This window comes from Litorilituus sediminis (assembly GCF_004295665.1).
In the GTDB taxonomy this organism is placed as follows: domain Bacteria; phylum Pseudomonadota; class Gammaproteobacteria; order Enterobacterales; family Alteromonadaceae; genus Colwellia; species Colwellia sediminis.
In genome coordinates this window covers 196,214-215,530 of sequence record NZ_CP034759.1, presented here as the reverse complement: position 1 = coordinate 215,530, position 19,317 = coordinate 196,214, and the positions used below count along the sequence as shown (strand labels likewise).

Here is a 19,317-nt window from a genome sequence, read left to right as displayed (position 1 = left end):
TAATTATGCTTTTTCCAGGACGCACTTAAGTGGGTGCTGATGTTCAAAAGCAAAACGGACAACATGATCTACTTTCGTTTCTGCAATATCTGCAGTAAATGTGCCACAAAGGCCTTTACCCTTATAATGAACGGTTAACATTATTTCTGTCGCTTGATCAGCATCCTTATTGAAAAACTTACGCAACACTTCAACAACAAAATCCATTGGTGTGTAGTCATCATTAAGTAAAAAAACATTATATAAAGCCGGTTCTTTTACTCTGTCTTCAACTTCATCTTCAACAACGCTTTCGGTGTCTATTAACTCTTTCCAGTTACTCATATATTTATCTTAGTCTCTAGTTTTTACTTTTGCTGAAACTTTTCCTACATTAAACCATAAAAAACCAGCATTTTTTTGCCTTTTTAACTTGACTAATTCCGTAAATTATCTACGATTCTATAAGTGACTAATTTTTAGTCGCTTAATTGCTTGTCTAATTGCATTGGCTAGTTGTATGCCTTTATTCTAAGGCAAAAGCTTAGTTAAGCATAATTAAATACTGAAGGATATAGAAGGAAGTAGATGTATGGCTCACGGTACAGTTAAATGGTTTAATAACGCAAAGGGTTTTGGCTTTATTCGTCCGGATAATGGTGGTGAAGATATATTCGCTCATTACTCTACCATTGAGATGGATGGTTACAGAACGTTAAAAGCCGGACAGGATGTCAATTACGAATTAAATGAAGGTCCAAAAGGACATCATGCCGCCAGTATAAGACCTGCTGACAGCGACACTGAATAACAAAAACCATATTTCATACCATATAAAAAACACAGCAATTGCTGTGTTTTTTTATACCTACCAGGTTACGCAGTTAGTTATGCAACTACATATGCTCAATTATACAGTCACCAAACTGTGAACAAGTAACCAAAGTAGCGTTGTCCATCAAACGCTCAAAATCGTATGTTACTGTTTTAGCTCCAATGGCGCCTGACATACCTTTTAATAATAAGTCAGCTGCTTCAACCCAGCCCATATGGCGCAGCATCATTTCTGCTGATAAAATTACCGAACCTGGGTTAACCTTATTTTTACCCGCATATTTCGGCGCTGTACCATGAGTTGCTTCAAATATTGCCACTTCATCACTTAAATTAGCGCCAGGCGCAATACCAATACCCCCCACTTGTGCAGCCAAGGCATCAGATAAGTAATCACCATTTAAGTTTAAAGTAGCAATGACACTGTACTCAGCTGGGCGAAGCAGAATTTGTTGCAACATAGCATCAGCGATAACATCCTTAATAATGATCTCTTTACCTGTGTTAGGGTTAATAATTGAACACCAAGGCCCGCCATTTACTGTAGTTGCGCCAAACTCTTCCTTAGCTAGTTCATAGCCCCAGTCTTTAAAAGCTCCTTCGGTAAATTTCATGATATTACCTTTATGCACTAAAGTTACTGAGTCACGATTATTATCAATAGCATACTGAATTGCTTGACGTACTAAACGCTGAGTACCCTCTTTAGATACAGGTTTAACACCAATACCGCAATCTTCAGCAAAACGTATTTGTGTTGCTCCCATCTCTTCCTTTAAGAAAGTTATCATTTTTTGAGCATCTTCGGTTCCTGCTTTGTACTCAATGCCTGCATAAATGTCTTCGGTATTCTCACGAAAAATCACCATATCAACTTCGCAAGGCTTTTTAACTGGGCTTGGTACACCGGTAAACCATTGCACAGGGCGCTGGCATACATACAAATCAAGCACTTGGCGCAGCGCTACATTTAACGAACGCATACCACCACCAACAGGTGTTGTTAATGGTCCTTTAATACCTACTTTATACTCTTTAAATGCCTCAAGTGTTTCATCTGGCAACCAAGTTTCAGAGTCATATATCTGAGTTGCCTTTTCACCTGCATACACTTCCATCCAAGCTATTTTTCTATCACCACGGTATGCTTTTTTTACCGCGGCATCGACAACTTTGATCATAGGTGGGGTCACATCGACACCTATACCATCCCCTTCAATAAAAGGCACAATAGGGTTATTTGGCACACTCAACTTGCCATCTATGTAAGCAATTTTATCACCAGTACTAGGTATAGTTATGTGACTAGTCATAAGGCTTTCTCCTAATAAAATCAAAGTAATCGCCACAACATTTAAAACAAATTATTGCAGCATAGATTGTAATAGTGATTGGTTATCAGCTATTAACCTTTAAGTTAAAGGAAAAAGTTAGGCGACACTAATAACTATTTTGTGATACTGGCTATCACTAAGATGAATGGCGTGGTATTAGACTATAGTCTAATGGTTACAGGATAAATTGAAGGCAAAAAAAAGGCTAAGTTTTAAACTTAGCCTTATGATGATGTTCAGCCGATACTGAACTATTTTATCTAACGATTATAATAATGCAGATAAAATCGTATTAAAGGTTTCACTTGGACGCATCGCTTTATCAGCAAGCTTAGTATCAGCAAAATAATAACCACCGATATCCATAGCAACGCCTTGTGCGCCATTTAACTCAGCAACAATTTTTTCTTCTTGCTTAGTTAATGCTTGTGCAACACTGCTAAATGTTTCTTTAAGCTCACTATCTGTAGATTGCTCTGCAAGCGCTTGCGCCCAGTACATAGCTAAGTAGAAATGGCTACCACGGTTATCTAATTCATTAACCTTACGTGATGGTGACTTATTCTCATCTAAGAACTTACCTGTTGCCGCATCAAGGGTATCGGCTAGTACTTGTGCCTTAGCATTATCTGTACTTTCAGCAACATGCTCTAAAGAAGCTGCTAATGCTAAAAACTCACCTAAAGAGTCCCAACGTAAGTGGTTTTCTTTTTCAAACTGCTGAACATGCTTAGGAGCAGAGCCACCAGCACCGGTTTCAAATAAACCACCGCCATTCATTAATGGTACGATAGATAACATCTTAGCTGAGGTACCTAACTCTAAAATTGGGAATAAATCCGTGTTGTAATCACGTAATACATTACCCGTTACAGAAATAGTATCTTCACCCTTACCACAACGCTCTAAGGTATGCTTACACGCTTCAGTTGGTGCAAGAATGCGTAAATCTAAACCATCAGTGTCATGCTCTGGTAAGTATTGATTCACTTTCTTAATAATTTCTGCATCGTGGGCACGGTTTTCATCTAACCAGAATACCGCTGGTGTGTTAGATAAACGTGAACGAGTCACCGCTAATTTAACCCAATCTTGAATAGGTGCGTCTTTTGTTTGACACATACGGAAGATATCGCCTTGAGCCACATCTTGCGCTAATAATACATCGCCAGTTGCTACATTGACTGAACGAATAACACCATCAGCAGGTGCTGTAAATGTTTTATCGTGTGAACCGTACTCTTCCGCTTTCTTAGCCATTAAGCCTACGTTTGGTACCGTACCCATAGTGGTTGGATTAAAGGCGCCATTTTCACGACAATAATCAACTACCGCTTGGAATACACCGGCGTAGTTACGATCTGGAATAGTAAACTTAGTATCTTTTTGCTTACCATCTGGGCCCCACATTTGACCAGATGCACGAAGTGCTGCTGGCATAGAAGCATCAATAATAATATCACTTGGTACATGTAAGTTTGTGATACCGCGATCTGAGTCAACCATGGCCATAGGTGGGCGTGTTTTGTATACCGCTTGAATATCCGCTTCAATTTCTGCTTTTTGCTCAGCAGATAAACGCTCAATTTTCGTGTATACGTCACCAATACCGTTATTGGCATCAACACCTAATTGCTCAAATACGTCAGCATGCTTGGCAAATACGTCTTTATAGTACACCTTAACGCAGTGACCAAAGATGATAGGATCAGAGACCTTCATCATAGTCGCTTTCATATGCAGCGAGAATAATACGTCTTCTTCTTTTGCTTTATCGATTTCTTGTTCAAAGAATTCAACTAATGCTTTTTTGCTCATTACTGAGGCATCAATCACTTCTTTATCTTCTAATGCTACTTTTTCTTTTAAAACAGAAACATTACCTGATGCATCAACAAATTCGATACGCATATCAGTAGCACCGTCAACAGTCATTGACTTTTCACTGCCGTAGAAATCACCAGCAGCCATATTAGCAACGTGAGATTTTGAGTCTTTTGACCAAGCACCCATTGAGTGAGGGTTATTTCTAGCATATTGCTTAACTGAACCTGGAGCACGACGATCTGAGTTACCTTCACGTAATACCGGGTTTACTGCAGAGCCTAATACTTTGGCATAAGTTAATTTAATTGACTCTTCCGCTTCATTTTGTGGCTCAGCTGGGTAGTCAGGTAAATCGTAACCTTTCGCTTGTAACTCTTTAATGGTTGCTTGTAACTGAGGAATAGAAGCTGAAATATTTGGCAACTTGATAATATTCGCTTCAGGTGTTTTTGCTAATTCACCTAATTCAGCTAACGCATCATCAATACGTTGCTCTTTAGTCAAATATTTAGGAAAATTAGCCAATACACGACCAGCTAAAGAAATATCACGAGTTTCAACATTAATGCCAGAAGATGCAGTATACGCTTGAATAATAGGTAATAAAGAATACGTTGCTAATGCAGGTGCTTCATCAGTAATGGTATAAATAATTTTAGAGTTGTCAGTGCTCATTGAGTTTCCTACTTTAAATTAGCCGAAAGCTAAGGTTTTCGCATAAACATCCACAAAAACGTTATGGTTATTCACCTAAGCATGAAAAATAATTTGCGCGCATAATATAGTAATTCAACACATATTTATATAGCTGAGCCACAAGGCAGTCAGTTTTTTTATTTAACAAAATGGCAATAATGATGCACAACAAAGGTTATTCAAGACATAAAGGCCGACAAAACAAAAAGGTACGACCAGTTGGTCAAGATCGTAAAATTGTACTTTTCAACAAACCATTTGATGTTTTGTGCCAATTTACCGATGAACAAAATCGCAAAACATTAAAAGATTATATTAATGTAAAAGATGTCTATGCCGCAGGTCGTTTAGACAGAGATAGTGAAGGTTTATTACTACTAACCAATGATGGTCAACTGCAGCATAAAATTGCTGACCCTAAAAAGAAAACCAGCAAAACCTACTGGGTTCAAGTTGAAGGGGTACCAACAGAGGCCGATCTTGAAAAACTTCGCCAAGGGGTCGAGTTAAAAGATGGCCTTACCCTGCCCGCGCAAGTAAAAATTATCCCTGAGCCCAACATTTGGCCGCGTAATCCCCCCATACGAGAACGCGCCAACATCCCGACCACTTGGCTTGAATTAACCATTAGCGAAGGTAAAAACCGTCAAGTCAGGCGTATGACTGCCCATATAGGCTACCCAACTTTACGTCTTATTCGATATCGCATAGGTAAATGGACGCTAGATTCCATAGAAAATGGCGCTTATAAAATTATTGAATAATGCAGTGCAAGCCACTATTTAATCACACTTAGTGACGTGTTATAATTTTGCGCCTTTTTATTTAGTACAGTAAATTTTTATCTTATATGACCATTGCAAACGCGTTATCTGCAAAACACCACAAAGCGCCTGAAGAGACCAAAGTTATTGTTGGTATGTCGGGTGGCGTTGACTCTTCCGTATCTGCCTACTTATTAAAAGAACAAGGTTATCAAGTTGAAGGCTTGTTCATGAAAAACTGGGAAGAAGATGATACAGACGAGTATTGTGCCGCCGCAGAAGATTTAAAAGATGCGCAAGCAATTTGCGATAAATTAGGTATTAAATTACATACTATCAACTTCGCTACTGAATATTGGGATAATGTCTTTGAGTATTTTCTTGCTGAATACAAAGCAGGACGTACACCTAACCCTGATATTATGTGTAATAAAGAAATCAAATTTAAAGCCTTTTTAGAATTTGCCTGCGAAGACTTACAAGCGGACTTTATTGCCACAGGCCACTATGTGCAACGCGAATTTCGCGATGGCAAGTGGGTTATGGTACGCGGCCTAGATAACAACAAAGATCAAAGCTATTTTTTATACACCTTAGATGAAAAGCAATTATCACAAACACTTTTCCCTGTAGGCCATATTGAAAAACCTGAAGTAAGAGCTATTGCCGAAAAAGCAGGTTTAATCACTCACAACAAAAAAGACAGCACAGGTATTTGTTTTATTGGTGAGCGTAAATTTAAAGACTTTTTAGCCCAATATTTACCAGCACAACCAGGCGTTATTGAATCAGCCGAAGGTGAAGAAGTTGGTCGTCATGATGGTTTGATGTATCACACCTTAGGACAACGTAAAGGGCTACGTATTGGCGGCTTAGCTAATGCCGGTGAAGAGCCTTGGTATGTTGTTGAAAAAGATTTACTGCGTAATGTGTTAATTGTGGGTCAGGGTCATAATCATCCTAGACTTTTCTCAAAAGGCCTTATTGCAAACCAGCTTCACTGGGTTGATAGACAAGAATTATCTGCACCAATTCGTTGCACCGTAAAAACTCGCTATCGTCAGCAAGACGTTGCCTGTACAGTAACCGCGCTTGATGGTGAACAAGCGGGCAACTATCAAATTGATTTTGAAGAGCAGCAAAGTTCTGTCACACCAGGACAGTCCGTGGTGTTTTACCAAGGAGATATTTGTTTAGGTGGCGGTATTATCGATACCCTAATTAGATAAGCTGAACGCATAATCAACTTAGGCCAAAAAAATAATTCTTCAAACATAGAGATAATATGAACAATCAATTAATTACCTTTGCTGCCTTATGCCAAGTCGCTTATCAAGTGCAACAGGTATCTCGCAAAGGTATGATAGAGGACGCTGAGTTAAGTATTCTGCTCAATAGCATAATGCAGACCTCTCCTGAGAATACATTGGCTGTTTACGGTGGTGATTTACATAATGTAAAACACGGCTTACAGCTAATGATAAATCACTTAGGTGATGAACCAAATCAGGCTGGTAGTGTTAAAGACCCAGAGTTTACTCGTTATATCATCAGCCTAATTAATTTAGAGCGAAAATTAACAAAACAGCCAAATAAGTTAGCCCAATTAGGCCAACGCATTGAAGAGGCTAAAAGGCAACTTGGCCACTATGAACTAACCAGCGAAACACTCATCGCCAGCTTTGCCAGCATTTATAGCGATATTATTAGCCCATTAGGTTCAAAAATTCAGGTAACGGGTGAACCGAGTATATTGAAGCAAAGCAGTAATCAATACAAAATTCGTGCGCTACTGCTTGCTGGTATTCGCGCCGCAGTGTTATGGCGACAAGTTGGTGGGAAAAGACGCACTATTCTGTTTTCTCGCAAAAAACTAGTTCAAGCAGCGAAAGATTTATTAACAACAATTAATTAAGAATTTAATTTTATACCATTTTAGTATTTAACTTTTAGGAATTTATTATGGAACTTTCAGCATTAACTGCAGTATCACCAGTTGACGGTAGATACGGTAGTAAAACCAAAGCCTTACGCCCTATTTTCAGTGAGTTCGGCTTAATAAAATACCGTGTTACTGTAGAAGTTCGCTGGTTACAAAAGCTTGCAGCAACAGCACAAATCAACGAAGTTCCAGCATTTTCAGCTGAAGCAAATCAAGTACTTGATGCTATTGTGAGTGACTTTTCAGAGCAAGATGCTCTACGTATCAAAGACATTGAAGCCACCACAAACCATGATGTAAAAGCGGTTGAATACTTTTTAAAAGAAAAAATTGCTGATAATGCTGAGCTTAATGCGGTTACAGAGTTTATTCACTTTGCCTGTACTTCAGAAGATATCAATAACCTATCTCATGGCTTAATGTTAGAAGAGTGTCGTGCTCAGGTGTTACTACCTGTTATGGATGAAATTCTAGCTGAAATTAAAGCATTAGCTATTGAATATAAAGCCATTCCTATGATGTGTCGTACCCATGGTCAGCCTGCATCTCCTAGTACTTTAGGTAAAGAGATGGCTAATGTTTACGTACGTCTACAGCGTCAACGTGAGCAAATTGCTAACATTGAAATGCTAGGTAAAATTAATGGTGCTGTAGGTAACTACAACGCTCACCTAAGCGCTTACCCAGAAGTCAACTGGCACCAGTTCTCAGAAGAGTTTGTTACCTCGTTAGGTTTAACTTGGAATGCCTTTACCACACAAATTGAGCCGCATGATTATATCGCAGAGCTTTTCGATGCTGTAGCACGCTTTAACACCATTTTAATCGATTTTGATCGTGATATTTGGGGCTACATTGCATTAGGTCACTTCAAGCAAAAAACTATTGCTGGTGAAATTGGCTCTTCTACTATGCCGCATAAAGTTAACCCAATTGATTTTGAAAACTCTGAAGGTAACTTAGGTATTGCTAACGCTTTGTTTAGTCACCTAGCACAAAAATTACCAATTTCTCGCTGGCAACGTGACTTAACAGACTCTACTGTATTACGTAACTTAGGTGTTGGTTTTGGTCATGCATTAATTGCCTATCAAGCAACACTTAAAGGTATTAGCAAGTTACAAGTAAATGAAGAAAGCTTAGCCGTTGAACTAGATAGCAACTGGGAAGTACTAGCTGAGCCGGTACAAACAGTAATGCGTCGCTACGGTATTGAAAAGCCATACGAAAAGTTAAAAGACTTAACTCGTGGTAAGCGTGTAGATGGCGACTCTATGCGTGAATTCATTAACAACCTTGAATTACCAGAGCATGCTAAAGAAGAATTACGTCAATTAACACCGGCAAGTTACATTGGCCGTGCCGTATCATTTATTGACGAGTTAAACTAGTCAGTAGACGCCAATGCCATTGACAAAAAAGAAGACTACGGTCTTCTTTTTTATTGGCTAAAGAAAAATTCTTGAGATTTATTGGCAAAAATGCCACATGTTAACTAGTCTAAGGTAACGGCCTTGGCTTTGTACGCGCTAAGTCACGTAAATACTAGCCTTGAAGAGTTTGAAGGATTAAATATTTCTTATGTCATACAGCATTAGTCGAGTCAATTGGCAACAAGCAGCACCGTTACTAAAAAACATTAGAGAAAAGGTATTTATTTGCGAACGTAGAATTCCTAAAAAAGTTGAATTTGATCAACACGATGCTAGTGCGTTTCATATGTTAGTTTGCGATGATACAAGTCAAGAGCCTATTGCTACAGGCCGAATTTCACCTAATGGCGAAATTAGTAGAATTGCAGTTGTCAGTAGCCATAGAGCAAAAAACATCGATAAAGTAGTATTGCATGGCTTATTTGCCATAGCGCAAGAGCTATCGCTAAAGGAAGTATTTATTCTTTGCCCATTAGAAAAGGTTGATTATTTTATTATGCACCAATTTCAACCGATTGGTTCTGTATATATGGTGGCAGGCAGACCCAAACAGCGCATGGCATGCTCAATAAAAACGGCATTAGAACATGCCAGCCAAGCTAAATATTATCTAACTCATTAAGAGCTTATTAGCTCATATTCCATAAACTATCGTTTTCATAGAGTTTATATAAACCTTCTGCTCTGCCTATTAATAATTGCGCAAATTTATTTTGATCTTGTTCATTAGCTCTTAATAGGTTTTCTGCTTGCATTTGCCATTTTAGGGCAAAATGTCTAATTGCTTCACGAGCATCGGGAGCTACATCAACATTACTATGATCGGTCGGCAAATCACCACAAATAACCCAGCACTGACTTTTATCAGTCATGGTTAACTTCCATACCGCCAAAGCTGGTACTAAATAACGACTTTCTTTATCTGCGACACTTTCAGTAATTAAGCCTTTCTGCGCTAAGTATTTTGTTGCTGCTTGATATTGTGTTCTCACCCACTCCTGCTGCTCTTGCTCTGTCATTTGTTTTTCTTGTGTCATTACTCTTCCTACTAGGGTTTTAAACTCGATTATTTATACATTATTTGCAAGCTGCTCTATCTTGGTTTGTAGCTAATTGTAGATTTAACTGAACACTTTGAATAAATAAAGTGAGTGCTAAATTTACCTCGTTGACTAGCCTGCATATTAGCTAAGTGCTAAGGTTCGCTGGAATATTACAACATCTGTTTCAAATAATATAGTAATGTCCTCACTATCATCGCTATATATAATTAAAGAAACTTCCCCTTGATCTAAATGATAATTGGAGATATTAGGTAATGGCATTTTTTGATTTAGCTGATTTTGATGATCACGAACAAGTCGTTTTTTGTAGTGACAAGGCCAGTGGTTTAAAAGCAATTATTGCTGTACATAGCACAAAATTAGGCGCTGCAGTTGGTGGCTGTAGAATGTGGGATTACGCTAGTGATGAAGAAGCATTAGTCGACGTTTTGCGTTTATCAAAAGGGATGACTTACAAGAATGCATTAGCAGGCTTAAGCATGGGTGGTGGTAAGTCAGTTATTATCGGTGATGCTAAAAAACTTAAGTCAGACGCGCTATTTAAAGCATTTGGCAACGCACTTAATGGCTTAAATGGTCGATACTATAGCGCTGAAGACGTTAACATTACCACCAGCGATATTGCCATTGCCAACTCAGTAACACCCTACGTTACTGGCACTGAAGGTAAAAGTGGTAACCCAGCACCGTTTACTGCACTAGGAACCTTTCTAGGCATTAAAGCCTCTGTTAAACACAAGTTTAAACGTGATGATTTAACCGATCTTACTGTCGCGGTACAAGGCCTTGGTAGCGTTGGTTTCTACTTATGTGAGCACCTACATAAAGCCGGTGCCAAGTTAATTGTGACCGATATTAACCAAGAGGCGCTTGATAAAGCTGCCACTGAATTTGGTGCTAAAGTGGTTGGCTTAGATGAGATTTACGATCAAGATGCTGATATCTATGCGCCATGTGCCTTAGGTGCAACCATTAATGAAAACACTATTGATAGAATTAAGGCTAAAATCGTTGCTGGCTGTGCCAATAACCAACTTGCCACACCTGAGTTTGACCAAGCACTAGTAGAACGCGGAATTTTATATGCACCTGATTATGTTATTAATGCCGGTGGTATTATTAATGTTTCTTTTGAAAATGATTATTGCGCTGAAAAGTCAACGAAAAAAGTAGAAGAAATCTACGATACCTTAATGGATATATTTGCCAAAGCCGATAGCCAAAATCAACCAACAGGTATCATTGCTGATGAAATGGCCAGAGAAATTATCAAAAATGGCGGTAAATAAAACCCGTTAAATTGATCATGCGCTTTTAAAGCCATTGACTATACTTGCTAGTATCTTAAATGATTAAGGTACTAGCAATGAAGCTACTCTCCTTTCTCCTATTTTTCATACTAAGTTTTAATTGTCTTGCGCTGACCACTGTCACCACAACGGGAAAGCAAAAGCCCGATGATGCCAGCCATGATTACTTTATCAACTTGCTGCGCCTTGCTTTAATAGTAACCAGCGAAGAATACGGCAATGCTATTATCCGCACTGTCCCTCACCCAGGCCAAGAGCGCGTCATAAAGCTATTAGCCATGGGCGCATTTTATGATGTCGCCTGGACAGGAACATCAATCGCCAGAGATACACAGTTGCATAAAGTTCCCTACCCTTTGTTTCGTGGTGGTTTAGGTTGGCGAGGCATGGTCATTCGTCGAGATAACCAGCAAAGATTTTCGTCAATTAAATCCATTAAAGACTTAAAAGGTACAATAGCTTGTCAAGGCTCTCATTGGCCCGATGCCGATATACTTGAGCACAATGGCATTACCGTTTACCGCGTTGGCCATTTTGATGCTATGTTACAAATGATAGTGCTAAAACGCTGTGACTTCTTGCCGTTAAGTATTTTTGAAGGAGAAGCTGAGCTAGCTTTAGTTCAACAAAGCTTTCCTGAACTGATGTTTTCTCAAGAATTAATACTACGCTACCCTCTGACGATGCATTTTTTCGTTAACCTAGAAAAGGCGCAACTTGCCAAGCGCATCAACCAAGGTTTAGAAAAGCTTCACGCCTCAGGCGAACTTTCACGTTATATGCAAACGCACCCTCTAACTAAAAATGCCTTCCCATTAAGCAAGTTCGGTAATGCCCAAGTATTAGAACTCATTAACCCCGAAAGCCAAGAGCCTAATCCGTATACTTTTAAGTGGCCCAATAAAAAATAATCGTTCGCCACAGCAAATATCACATGACTTGTTGGTTTAGTTAATAGAAAATAGCAGGCATATTATCCAATTTATCCCAATTACCTTGCTTGGTACTTATAATCATGATGAATCTATCAATAGAGTTTAAAAAACCTGAAATCACCGCATCTTTTGACTGGCAGCTTTCTCAAGAGGTCAATGTTAAAAATGAACAAGATCACGTCATTGCCAAAGCCGAAATAGAGCTAATTACACTGAACAAGCACAGAGATGCAACAAAAAGCTATGAAATGCTTGAGCAACTTGGCAGTACTGACTGGGAAATTCCCCTAAACTTATACTTTAAAGGGCAAAACCTAAACGCCGAGTTATGTGACACTTTAGCCATAACGCCAGATACAAAAAAAGCTAAAACTCACATTATGCTTGAAGCGATAAGCGTTCATCCTGATTATCGTAAACAAGGTGTCGCCAACTATCTTATTAGTGAAATATTCAAGCACTATAACAAAGCACAATCTATTACCGCATTTAGTATGCCGCTTAATAGCTTTGTGAATGCCGAAGATTGCCAAGAAGAGGAAAGTAAAGCGTATTACCAGTCACTTAACTTAGAAAGTGAAACTATCGCAGATGAAGAGCTAGCACAGTTTTTCAAACAAACCGGCTTTATTGAGTATCAAGTAGATGAGGCATTACTGGCAGAGCCACTGGCGTTTAAAATATTTGTTGCCAACCAAGCAAGCATTACTAGCGTCAGTAAATAACATCTTGCCTACTTAGCCTACTTACATAACCAAAAAATCCCAGCATTTGCTGGGATTCAGACTGATGACAAAGTCCTAGACAGTAGTCTAGGACTTTGATCTAATAAAAACATGGAAAATTACAAAAATTAACCATGTTAAGAGAACCTTCCCCGCAACAACATGAACTCGAAATGGTCACGCTAGACCAGTTAGTTCCAGCCAACCATCTAGTTCGTAAACTCGATAAGTATATTGACTTTGAGTTTATTCGAGATGAAGTCAAAGACTTATATTGCACTGATAATGGTCGTCCTCCGGTGGAGCCAGTCCAGCTATTTAAAATTATGCTACTTGGGTACTTATTTGGTATTAAAAGTGAGCGCCAAATCATCAAAGACATCGAAGTAAATGTCGCGTATCGATGGTTTCTCCGCATGGGGCTTACCGAGAAAGTTATCGATGCCTCAACACTTAGTCAAAATCGTATTCGTCGTTTCAATGGCACAGATGTATTTGAACGTATATTTAATCACATCGTCCAACAAGCCATTAAACATGGTCTAGTTGGGGGCAAAACCTTATTCACCGACAGCACACACTTAAAAGCAAACGCCAATAAACGAAAGTTCACCAACAAGCTCAAACCCGTCTCAACCAGTGCCTATATTAAGCAAATCAACAAAGCTGTGGAGGCAGACCGTAAAGCGGCTGGAAAAAAGCCACTCAAGGATAAAGGCTATTGTGAGATAAAGCGGAATAAGGTAAGTAAAACCGATAGTGATAGCGGTTATATGCACCGAGATGAAAAGCCAAAAGGTTTTTTCTACCTAGACCACAGAACCGTAGATAACGACTATAACATTATTGTAGATACGCATATTACGCCAGGTAATGTCCACGATTCTCAACCATACATTGCTCGCCTTGATGCCATTGAAAATCGCTTTGCACTATCCCCTGAATTTGTTGGTATTGATGCAGGCTACTTCACAGCGCCCGTCTGTTTTAATCTGGAACAACGTAACATCCAAGGGGTGTTTGGTTACCGTCGTCCTTCACGAACGAAGAATGCCATTAAGAAAAAGCACTTCAAATACGACGAGAAAGCAGATACGTATACCTGCCCGCAAGAGCAAACGTTAATCTACTCGACCACCAGTCGAGAGGGTTACCGAGAATATCATTCTGACCCCAAGGTATGCGTTAATTGCCCTCAATTAAAAGATTGCACTAAGAGTAAAAGTCATAAGAAAGTGATAACACGCCACGTAATGGCTGCGAGTCAAGATCGGGCTAATGAATTTCGCTTAACAAGCCTTGGTAAATACCTTTACAAACGACGATGCGAAACCGTTGAAAGAAGTTTTGCTGATGCAAAGCAACACCATGGTCACAGGTATGCAAGATACCGAGGTAAGCATAATGTTCAAATGCAAGCATATATGGCTGCGGCAGCACAAAATATGAAGAAGATAGCAATGACGCTATCAAATATTCCCCAAATAATGGCAATCTAAAAAGGATAGCCCTTTAAAAGCTCAATTCGAGACATTAACACGCCAAATAGGGAAGATAAGCCCCAAACAAGTCCAGAAAAACCAAATAAAATAGAAAAGACGTGGCTAGAAAAATATCGAGATCGCAGCCTACGGCTGCTCATAAAAGACAAACCCCGAACAGAATGACGGGGTTTGTCAGTAATCTGAATCCCAGCATTTGCTGGGATTTTTTATTTGCATCAAAGCGAAACTAATTAACTTGAGTTCAGGTTAGTTAATCAACTAATTGATATTGCTCTTTTAAAATCGCAATAATTTCTGCTTTTGGATTATCAGATAATACTATTTTTTCGCCAGTAATTTTCTCTGCAATATCAATATATGTCTTGGAAACATCCATTAATACCGACTCAGGTAAGTCATTATCGCGAGCTAACGCTTCACGCTCAGCCATTCTATCTTTATTCAATAAAATATCTGCATCTGGGAAATGATTTAGTAATAACTGTCTAAAGCCTTCTTTAGAGTTCTCAACTACCTTGCCTGCTCTGTACTGCTCACCATCCCAAATACGTGAAGAATCTGGCGTACCGACTTCATCCATGTAGATTAACTTATCATTACCGGCACTGTCTTTGACATAGCCAAACTCAAACTTAGTATCAACAAAGATCTGATCTATCTTTGCCAACGCAGTCGAGATAACATCAAAGCCCTGCGTTAATAATTTCTCGTATAAAGCAATATCATCAGCCGATTTAAAATTAAACGCGGCATAATTATCTTCAATGTTTTTACGGGTAATATTAACATCATCAACCACAGGAACACCTGGGATACCTTCTAAAATACCTTTCGTTGAAGGCGTTTGTAAAAGCTCAGGTAATTTACTGTCTTTTTCTAAGCCTTCAGGTAGTTCAATACCACAAAAATCACGCTCACCTTTACTATATGAACGCCACATAGAGCCCGTAATATATTGACGACAAATCGCCTCAATCATCACAGGTTTTGCTTTTTGTACTATCCAAACAAAAGGGTGTGGAATATCTAAGATATGGCTATCGGCTAGACCTTGCTCTTTAAATAATTTGAACCAGTGGTTTGATATGGCATTTAATGCCGCACCTTTACCCGGTACGCCCTTCATGCCACCTTCACCGTGCCAAATACAATCAAAGGCAGAAATACGATCACTAATAACCATAATAGCTAATGGCGTATCTGGTGCAACATCATAGCCTTTTTCTTGAATAAGGCGTTTGCTATCAGCAGCGGTTAACCAATAAACACTACGCACCTTACCACTATGCACTGGCGCATCAGTGCGAATAGGTAAATCATTATTTACTGCTAAAACTTTATCAGCAAGACTCATGGTAATAACCCTATATATTAAAACCTATCGTTAATGTAATAAATATTATCTCAGTAATGAAATAGCATTGATTACATAAACTTAAGCTTAGTTCTTACAATTTGTTGTCTATATTTTGCAACTAAATAATATAAAGGCAATAAAATATTACAACAAAAAGAAAAGGACGCCCGAAAGCGTCCTTATCATTTAAAGCTTTTTCAATTCTATGCCGCTAAAGAAGCTTGCGCTTTTTCAACTAAGAATGTGAATGCTGCTTTATCGTATACTGCGATGTCAGCTAGGATCTTACGATCGATTTCAATAGAAGCCTTTTTAAGACCGTTAATGAAACGGCTGTAAGATAAACCATTTTGACGAGCTGCCGCGTTAATACGAGCGATCCAAAGTTGACGGAATTGACGCTTACGTTGACGACGGTCACGGTATGCGTATTGGCCAGCTTTAGTTACAGCTTGAAAAGCAACGCGATAAACGCGACTACGAGCACCGTAGTAACCTTTAGCTTGCTTTAAAACCTTCTTATGACGTGCACGCGCTTGTACACCACGTTTTACTCTTGCCATTTTCTATCTCTCCTATTAACCGTGACGTAAAAGTTTTTTAACTGACTTGATGTCAGAAGCAGCGATCATGCACTTAGCACGTAAGTGACGCTTAACTTTTGTACGACGCTTAGTCAAGATATGACGTAAACCAGCTTGTTTGAACTTATAGCCAGTTGCAGTTGCTTTAAAGCGCTTTGCAGCACCTTTATTGGTTTTCATTTTAGGCATGTGAATAACTCCGCATTGTTATGCCAAATATTAAGTAGCCAAGGCGAAAATAACGTTGCCATTACTTTACTTGCAAGCCTTTACTACCGCGTAAAAGATAAAGTTGGTGAATAACTGAAATCAGTTATTACTTGTCAAACCAAGTTTTATCTATTTTTAGGGGCTAGAACCATCACCATTTGACGTCCTTCCGCTTTACGCGGGAAGAACTCAACTACAGTAAGCTCTTCTAAATCGTTTTTAACACGAGTTAAAAGCTCAATACCAAGTTCTTGGTGGGCCATTTCACGGCCACGGAAACGTAATGTTACCTTGACCTTGTCGCCGCCTTCTAAAAAGCGTTTCAGGTTGCGTAGTTTGACCTGATAATCGCCTTCATCTGTACCAGGACGGAATTTAATTTCCTTAACCTGAATTTGTTTCTGCTTTTTACGTTGTTCTTTTTGTTCTTTAGCTTTTTCGTAAAGAAATTTGCCGTAGTCCATAACTCGACAAACTGGAGGCTTAGCTGTAGGGCTAATTTCCACAAGATCGACACCAGCTTCTTCTGCTTGGTCCATTGCTTCATTCAATGAAACAATACCGCCTGGTTCGCCATCAAACTTAATTAAACGAACTTCGTTACCTGGAATACCTGTGATTAACTCATTTAAACGATGTGCTGGCTCTTTGCGCCCGCCTCGTTGTCCACCTTTAATAGCCATGTTCCTCCAAAAGAACTCTTTTTTATCTACTTAGTTTATTGTTCTTTTGCCCTATTTCGGTGTTGCCTGTACTCATTGACTCTCGTCAACTCCGTGCAGGCTCCTAGAAATAAAGCAAAAGTCCTGCTATCTAAGCAGTAAAATTACTAAATAGATAACTTATTTTATTTTTATTATGTCTGATGAAGCAGATTACCTGCTCATTACTGACGGTTATTTACTTCGTCAGTTAACTTAGCAATAAAGTCTTCTATCGACATTTTTCCTAAATCTTCACCACTTCGCGTGCGGATGGCAATTTCGCCAGCTTCCATTTCTTTGTCGCCTACGACTAACAAGTATGGAACACGCTTTAAAGTGTGCTCGCGGATTTTAAAGCCTATCTTCTCATTTCTCAAGTCTAGTTTTGCTCTAAATCCACTTTCTTTTAGTTTTTTAACAACTTTTTCACAATATTCGCTCTGTTTATCGGTAATATTCATCACAGTTGCTTGAATTGGCGATAACCAAGTTGGGAATTTTCCTGTGTATTCTTCGATTAAAATGCCAATAAAACGCTCTAGTGAACCTAAAATTGCGCGGTGAATCATTACAGGAACATGTTTTTCACCATCTTCACCAATATATGACGCATCTAAACGACCCGGTAAAGCGAAATCTAGCTGAACGGTACCACATTGCCAGTTACGTCCTAGACAATCTTGTAGTGTGAATTCAATTTTAGGGCCGTAGAAAGCGCCTTCACCAGGTAAGTATTCAAACGCAATACCTAAGTTATCAAGTGCATTGGCTAAGCCTTGTTCCGCTTTGTCCCAAATTTCATCTGAGCCAATACGCTTTTCAGGGCGAGTAGACAGTTTTACGATAATATCTTCAAAACCAAAGGTCTTATAGACATCGTAAACCATCTTAATACATAAACTTACTTCGTCTTGTACTTGCTCTTCCGTGCAGAAAATATGAGCATCATCTTGAGTAAAGCCACGAACACGCATTAAACCGTGTAATGAGCCAGACGGTTCATTACGGTGACAACAACCAAACTCACCCATACGAAGTGGTAAATCACGGTAAGATTTTAACCCTTGATTAAAGATTTGCACGTGACCTGGGCAGTTCATTGGCTTAATTGCATATTCACGCTTTTCTGACTCTGTGGTAAACATGGCATCGCCATATTTTTCCCAGTGACCTGATTTTTCCCACAGTACGCGATCCATCATTAACGGACCTTTTACTTCATCATAATCATATTCATGCAGCTTTTGACGAACAAACTTTTCAAGTTCAGTGTAAATAGTCCAACCGTCGTTATGCCAAAACACCATGCCTGGCGCTTCTTCTTGCCAGTGGAATAAATCTAGTGCTTTACCAATTTTACGGTGATCACGTTTTTCCGCTTCGGCTAAACGTTGAATATAAGCTTTAAGCTGTTTTTTATCAGCCCAAGCAGTACCGTAAATACGCTGAAGCATTTTATTTTCTGAATTACCACGCCAATATGCGCCAGCCACTTTCATCAATTTAAAATGATGACAGTGACGCATGCTAGGAACATGCGGGCCACGACACATATCAATATATTCTTGGTGATGATAAAGCGCAGGCGTATCGGTTTTCTCAATGTTCTCATCAAGAATTTCTAATTTGTAGGTTTCACCACGCTCAGAAAAAGCGTCATAAGCATCCTGCCAGCTACCTGTTTTCTTAATAACTTCATAACCTGTACGCGCTAACTCTGTCATGCGTTTTTCAAGCTTAACAAGATCATCTTCTGTGATGGTTTCATCTAAATCAACATCATAGTAAAAGCCATTATCAATGACAGGACCAATTGCCATTTTAGTATTTGGCCATAATTGCTTAATAGCATGACCTAATAAATGCGCACATGAGTGACGAATGATTTCCAGTCCTTCATTATCTTTGCTGGTGATAAGTTGTAGGCTGGCATCTTCAGTGATTAATTCACAGGCATCAACTAAATCACCATTAATACGGCCAGCAATAGTCGCTTTCGCAAGACCAGGGCCAATATCTAGTGCAACATCCATTACCGATACGGCATTGTCAAATGAGCGTTGAGAACCATCAGGGAGAGTTATAACAGGCATGTTTTTTCCTTTAGTCAGTGG

Annotated in this window: 19 protein-coding genes; 10 read left to right on the top strand and 9 right to left on the bottom strand. The window is 39.1% G+C overall.

What is annotated here, in order from left to right; genetic code table 11:
* Positions 1–3 precede the first annotated feature (3 nt).
* Positions 4–324 (bottom strand): ATP-dependent Clp protease adapter ClpS, encoded by a 321-nt coding sequence (gene clpS, locus EMK97_RS00965; RefSeq protein WP_130598585.1) that lies wholly within the window; start codon positions 322–324, stop codon positions 4–6.
* Between the two features lie 247 nt (positions 325–571).
* On the opposite strand from clpS, the gene cspD reads away from it, so the two are divergent.
* The gene (gene cspD, locus EMK97_RS00960) at positions 572–790 is read left to right on the top strand and encodes a cold shock domain-containing protein CspD (protein WP_130598583.1); all 219 of its coding nucleotides are present in this window, start codon (positions 572–574) and stop codon (positions 788–790) included.
* A gap of 85 nt (positions 791–875) precedes the next feature.
* On the opposite strand, the gene icd is transcribed toward cspD, so the two are convergent.
* Both icd and EMK97_RS00950 read right to left on the bottom strand, forming a co-directional pair.
* A complete protein-coding gene (gene icd, locus EMK97_RS00955) occupies positions 876–2,126 on the bottom strand; it encodes an NADP-dependent isocitrate dehydrogenase (RefSeq protein WP_130598581.1) in 1,251 nt (416 codons plus the stop codon).
* Between the two features lie 288 nt (positions 2,127–2,414).
* On the bottom strand, positions 2,415–4,649 hold the full coding sequence (locus EMK97_RS00950) for an NADP-dependent isocitrate dehydrogenase (RefSeq protein ID WP_130598579.1): 2,235 nt from the start codon (positions 4,647–4,649) through the stop codon (positions 2,415–2,417).
* Positions 4,650–4,828: 179 nt separating this feature from the next.
* On the opposite strand from EMK97_RS00950, the gene EMK97_RS00945 reads away from it, so the two are divergent.
* The 5 genes from EMK97_RS00945 to EMK97_RS00925 all read left to right on the top strand — a co-directional run bounded on the left by EMK97_RS00945 (position 4,829) and on the right by EMK97_RS00925 (position 9,431).
* Positions 4,829–5,434, top strand: a complete 606-nt coding sequence (locus EMK97_RS00945; RefSeq protein ID WP_130598577.1) for an rRNA large subunit pseudouridine synthase E — start codon at positions 4,829–4,831, stop codon at positions 5,432–5,434.
* An 86-nt stretch (positions 5,435–5,520) separates the two neighbouring features.
* Complete coding sequence (gene mnmA, locus EMK97_RS00940) at positions 5,521–6,663, top strand: tRNA 2-thiouridine(34) synthase MnmA (RefSeq protein WP_130598575.1); 1,143 nt, start codon at positions 5,521–5,523, stop codon at positions 6,661–6,663.
* 56 nt (positions 6,664–6,719) lie between these two features.
* Positions 6,720–7,349 carry a high frequency lysogenization protein HflD gene (gene hflD, locus EMK97_RS00935; RefSeq protein ID WP_130598573.1) on the top strand — a complete coding sequence of 210 codons (630 nt, stop codon included), beginning with the start codon at positions 6,720–6,722 and terminating at the stop codon, positions 7,347–7,349.
* Positions 7,350–7,396: 47 nt separating this feature from the next.
* On the top strand, positions 7,397–8,767 hold the full coding sequence (purB, locus tag EMK97_RS00930; RefSeq protein ID WP_130598571.1) for an adenylosuccinate lyase: 1,371 nt from the start codon (positions 7,397–7,399) through the stop codon (positions 8,765–8,767).
* Positions 8,768–8,957: 190 nt separating this feature from the next.
* Entirely contained in the window at positions 8,958–9,431 is a 474-nt protein-coding gene (locus EMK97_RS00925) for a GNAT family N-acetyltransferase (protein WP_130598569.1), read from the top strand.
* Between the two features lie 7 nt (positions 9,432–9,438).
* Here EMK97_RS00925 and EMK97_RS00920 read toward each other — a convergent pair whose 3' ends face one another.
* Positions 9,439–9,846: a DUF4826 family protein gene (locus tag EMK97_RS00920; protein WP_170176698.1), complete on the bottom strand. Its 408-nt coding sequence runs from the start codon at positions 9,844–9,846 to the stop codon at positions 9,439–9,441.
* Between the two features lie 281 nt (positions 9,847–10,127).
* Here EMK97_RS00920 and EMK97_RS00915 point away from each other — a divergent pair, with 281 nt between their 5' ends.
* The 4 genes from EMK97_RS00915 to EMK97_RS00900 all read left to right on the top strand — a co-directional run bounded on the left by EMK97_RS00915 (position 10,128) and on the right by EMK97_RS00900 (position 14,342).
* A complete protein-coding gene (locus EMK97_RS00915) occupies positions 10,128–11,162 on the top strand; it encodes a Leu/Phe/Val dehydrogenase (RefSeq protein ID WP_130598567.1) in 1,035 nt (344 codons plus the stop codon).
* Positions 11,163–11,239: 77 nt separating this feature from the next.
* A complete protein-coding gene (locus tag EMK97_RS00910) occupies positions 11,240–12,094 on the top strand; it encodes a transporter substrate-binding domain-containing protein (protein WP_170176697.1) in 855 nt (284 codons plus the stop codon).
* Between the two features lie 104 nt (positions 12,095–12,198).
* Complete coding sequence (locus EMK97_RS00905) at positions 12,199–12,843, top strand: GNAT family N-acetyltransferase (RefSeq protein ID WP_130598563.1); 645 nt, start codon at positions 12,199–12,201, stop codon at positions 12,841–12,843.
* 134 nt (positions 12,844–12,977) lie between these two features.
* Positions 12,978–14,342, top strand: coding sequence for an IS1182 family transposase (locus EMK97_RS00900; protein WP_130598561.1), 1,365 nt, complete (start codon positions 12,978–12,980; stop codon positions 14,340–14,342).
* Positions 14,343–14,598: 256 nt separating this feature from the next.
* Here the strand turns inward: EMK97_RS00900 and EMK97_RS00895 are convergent, their stop codons facing one another.
* The 5 genes from EMK97_RS00895 to thrS form a co-directional block, all read right to left on the bottom strand.
* The gene (locus EMK97_RS00895) at positions 14,599–15,702 is read right to left on the bottom strand and encodes a phosphoribosylaminoimidazolesuccinocarboxamide synthase (RefSeq protein WP_130598559.1); all 1,104 of its coding nucleotides are present in this window, start codon (positions 15,700–15,702) and stop codon (positions 14,599–14,601) included.
* Positions 15,703–15,908: 206 nt separating this feature from the next.
* The gene (gene rplT / locus EMK97_RS00890) at positions 15,909–16,268 is read right to left on the bottom strand and encodes a 50S ribosomal protein L20 (protein WP_118959002.1); all 360 of its coding nucleotides are present in this window, start codon (positions 16,266–16,268) and stop codon (positions 15,909–15,911) included.
* Positions 16,269–16,283: 15 nt separating this feature from the next.
* Positions 16,284–16,478 (bottom strand): 50S ribosomal protein L35, encoded by a 195-nt coding sequence (gene rpmI, locus EMK97_RS00885; protein WP_077284678.1) that lies wholly within the window; start codon positions 16,476–16,478, stop codon positions 16,284–16,286.
* Positions 16,479–16,624: 146 nt separating this feature from the next.
* Positions 16,625–17,182: a translation initiation factor IF-3 gene (infC, locus tag EMK97_RS00880; RefSeq protein WP_130598557.1), complete on the bottom strand. Its 558-nt coding sequence runs from the start codon at positions 17,180–17,182 to the stop codon at positions 16,625–16,627.
* 203 nt (positions 17,183–17,385) lie between these two features.
* A complete protein-coding gene (gene thrS / locus EMK97_RS00875) occupies positions 17,386–19,296 on the bottom strand; it encodes a threonine--tRNA ligase (RefSeq protein WP_130598555.1) in 1,911 nt (636 codons plus the stop codon).
* Positions 19,297–19,317: the final 21 nt, after the last annotated feature.

Coding starts and splice junctions, on each gene's coding strand:
- icd (WP_130598581.1), bottom strand. CDS start 2,126: ATGACTAGTCACATAACTATACCTAGTACTGGTGATAAAATTGCTTAC.
- EMK97_RS00925 (WP_130598569.1), top strand. CDS start 8,958: ATGTCATACAGCATTAGTCGAGTCAATTGGCAACAAGCAGCACCGTTA.
- purB (WP_130598571.1), top strand. CDS start 7,397: ATGGAACTTTCAGCATTAACTGCAGTATCACCAGTTGACGGTAGATAC.
- EMK97_RS00910 (WP_170176697.1), top strand. CDS start 11,240: ATGAAGCTACTCTCCTTTCTCCTATTTTTCATACTAAGTTTTAATTGT.
- EMK97_RS00895 (WP_130598559.1), bottom strand. CDS start 15,702: ATGAGTCTTGCTGATAAAGTTTTAGCAGTAAATAATGATTTACCTATT.
- EMK97_RS00905 (WP_130598563.1), top strand. CDS start 12,199: ATGATGAATCTATCAATAGAGTTTAAAAAACCTGAAATCACCGCATCT.
- rplT (WP_118959002.1), bottom strand. CDS start 16,268: ATGGCAAGAGTAAAACGTGGTGTACAAGCGCGTGCACGTCATAAGAAG.
- EMK97_RS00915 (WP_130598567.1), top strand. CDS start 10,128: ATGGCATTTTTTGATTTAGCTGATTTTGATGATCACGAACAAGTCGTT.
- infC (WP_130598557.1), bottom strand. CDS start 17,182: ATGGCTATTAAAGGTGGACAACGAGGCGGGCGCAAAGAGCCAGCACAT.
- EMK97_RS00920 (WP_170176698.1), bottom strand. CDS start 9,846: ATGACACAAGAAAAACAAATGACAGAGCAAGAGCAGCAGGAGTGGGTG.
- clpS (WP_130598585.1), bottom strand. CDS start 324: ATGAGTAACTGGAAAGAGTTAATAGACACCGAAAGCGTTGTTGAAGAT.
- cspD (WP_130598583.1), top strand. CDS start 572: ATGGCTCACGGTACAGTTAAATGGTTTAATAACGCAAAGGGTTTTGGC.
- hflD (WP_130598573.1), top strand. CDS start 6,720: ATGAACAATCAATTAATTACCTTTGCTGCCTTATGCCAAGTCGCTTAT.
- EMK97_RS00945 (WP_130598577.1), top strand. CDS start 4,829: ATGATGCACAACAAAGGTTATTCAAGACATAAAGGCCGACAAAACAAA.
- EMK97_RS00900 (WP_130598561.1), top strand. CDS start 12,978: ATGTTAAGAGAACCTTCCCCGCAACAACATGAACTCGAAATGGTCACG.
- thrS (WP_130598555.1), bottom strand. CDS start 19,296: ATGCCTGTTATAACTCTCCCTGATGGTTCTCAACGCTCATTTGACAAT.
- mnmA (WP_130598575.1), top strand. CDS start 5,521: ATGACCATTGCAAACGCGTTATCTGCAAAACACCACAAAGCGCCTGAA.
- rpmI (WP_077284678.1), bottom strand. CDS start 16,478: ATGCCTAAAATGAAAACCAATAAAGGTGCTGCAAAGCGCTTTAAAGCA.
- EMK97_RS00950 (WP_130598579.1), bottom strand. CDS start 4,649: ATGAGCACTGACAACTCTAAAATTATTTATACCATTACTGATGAAGCA.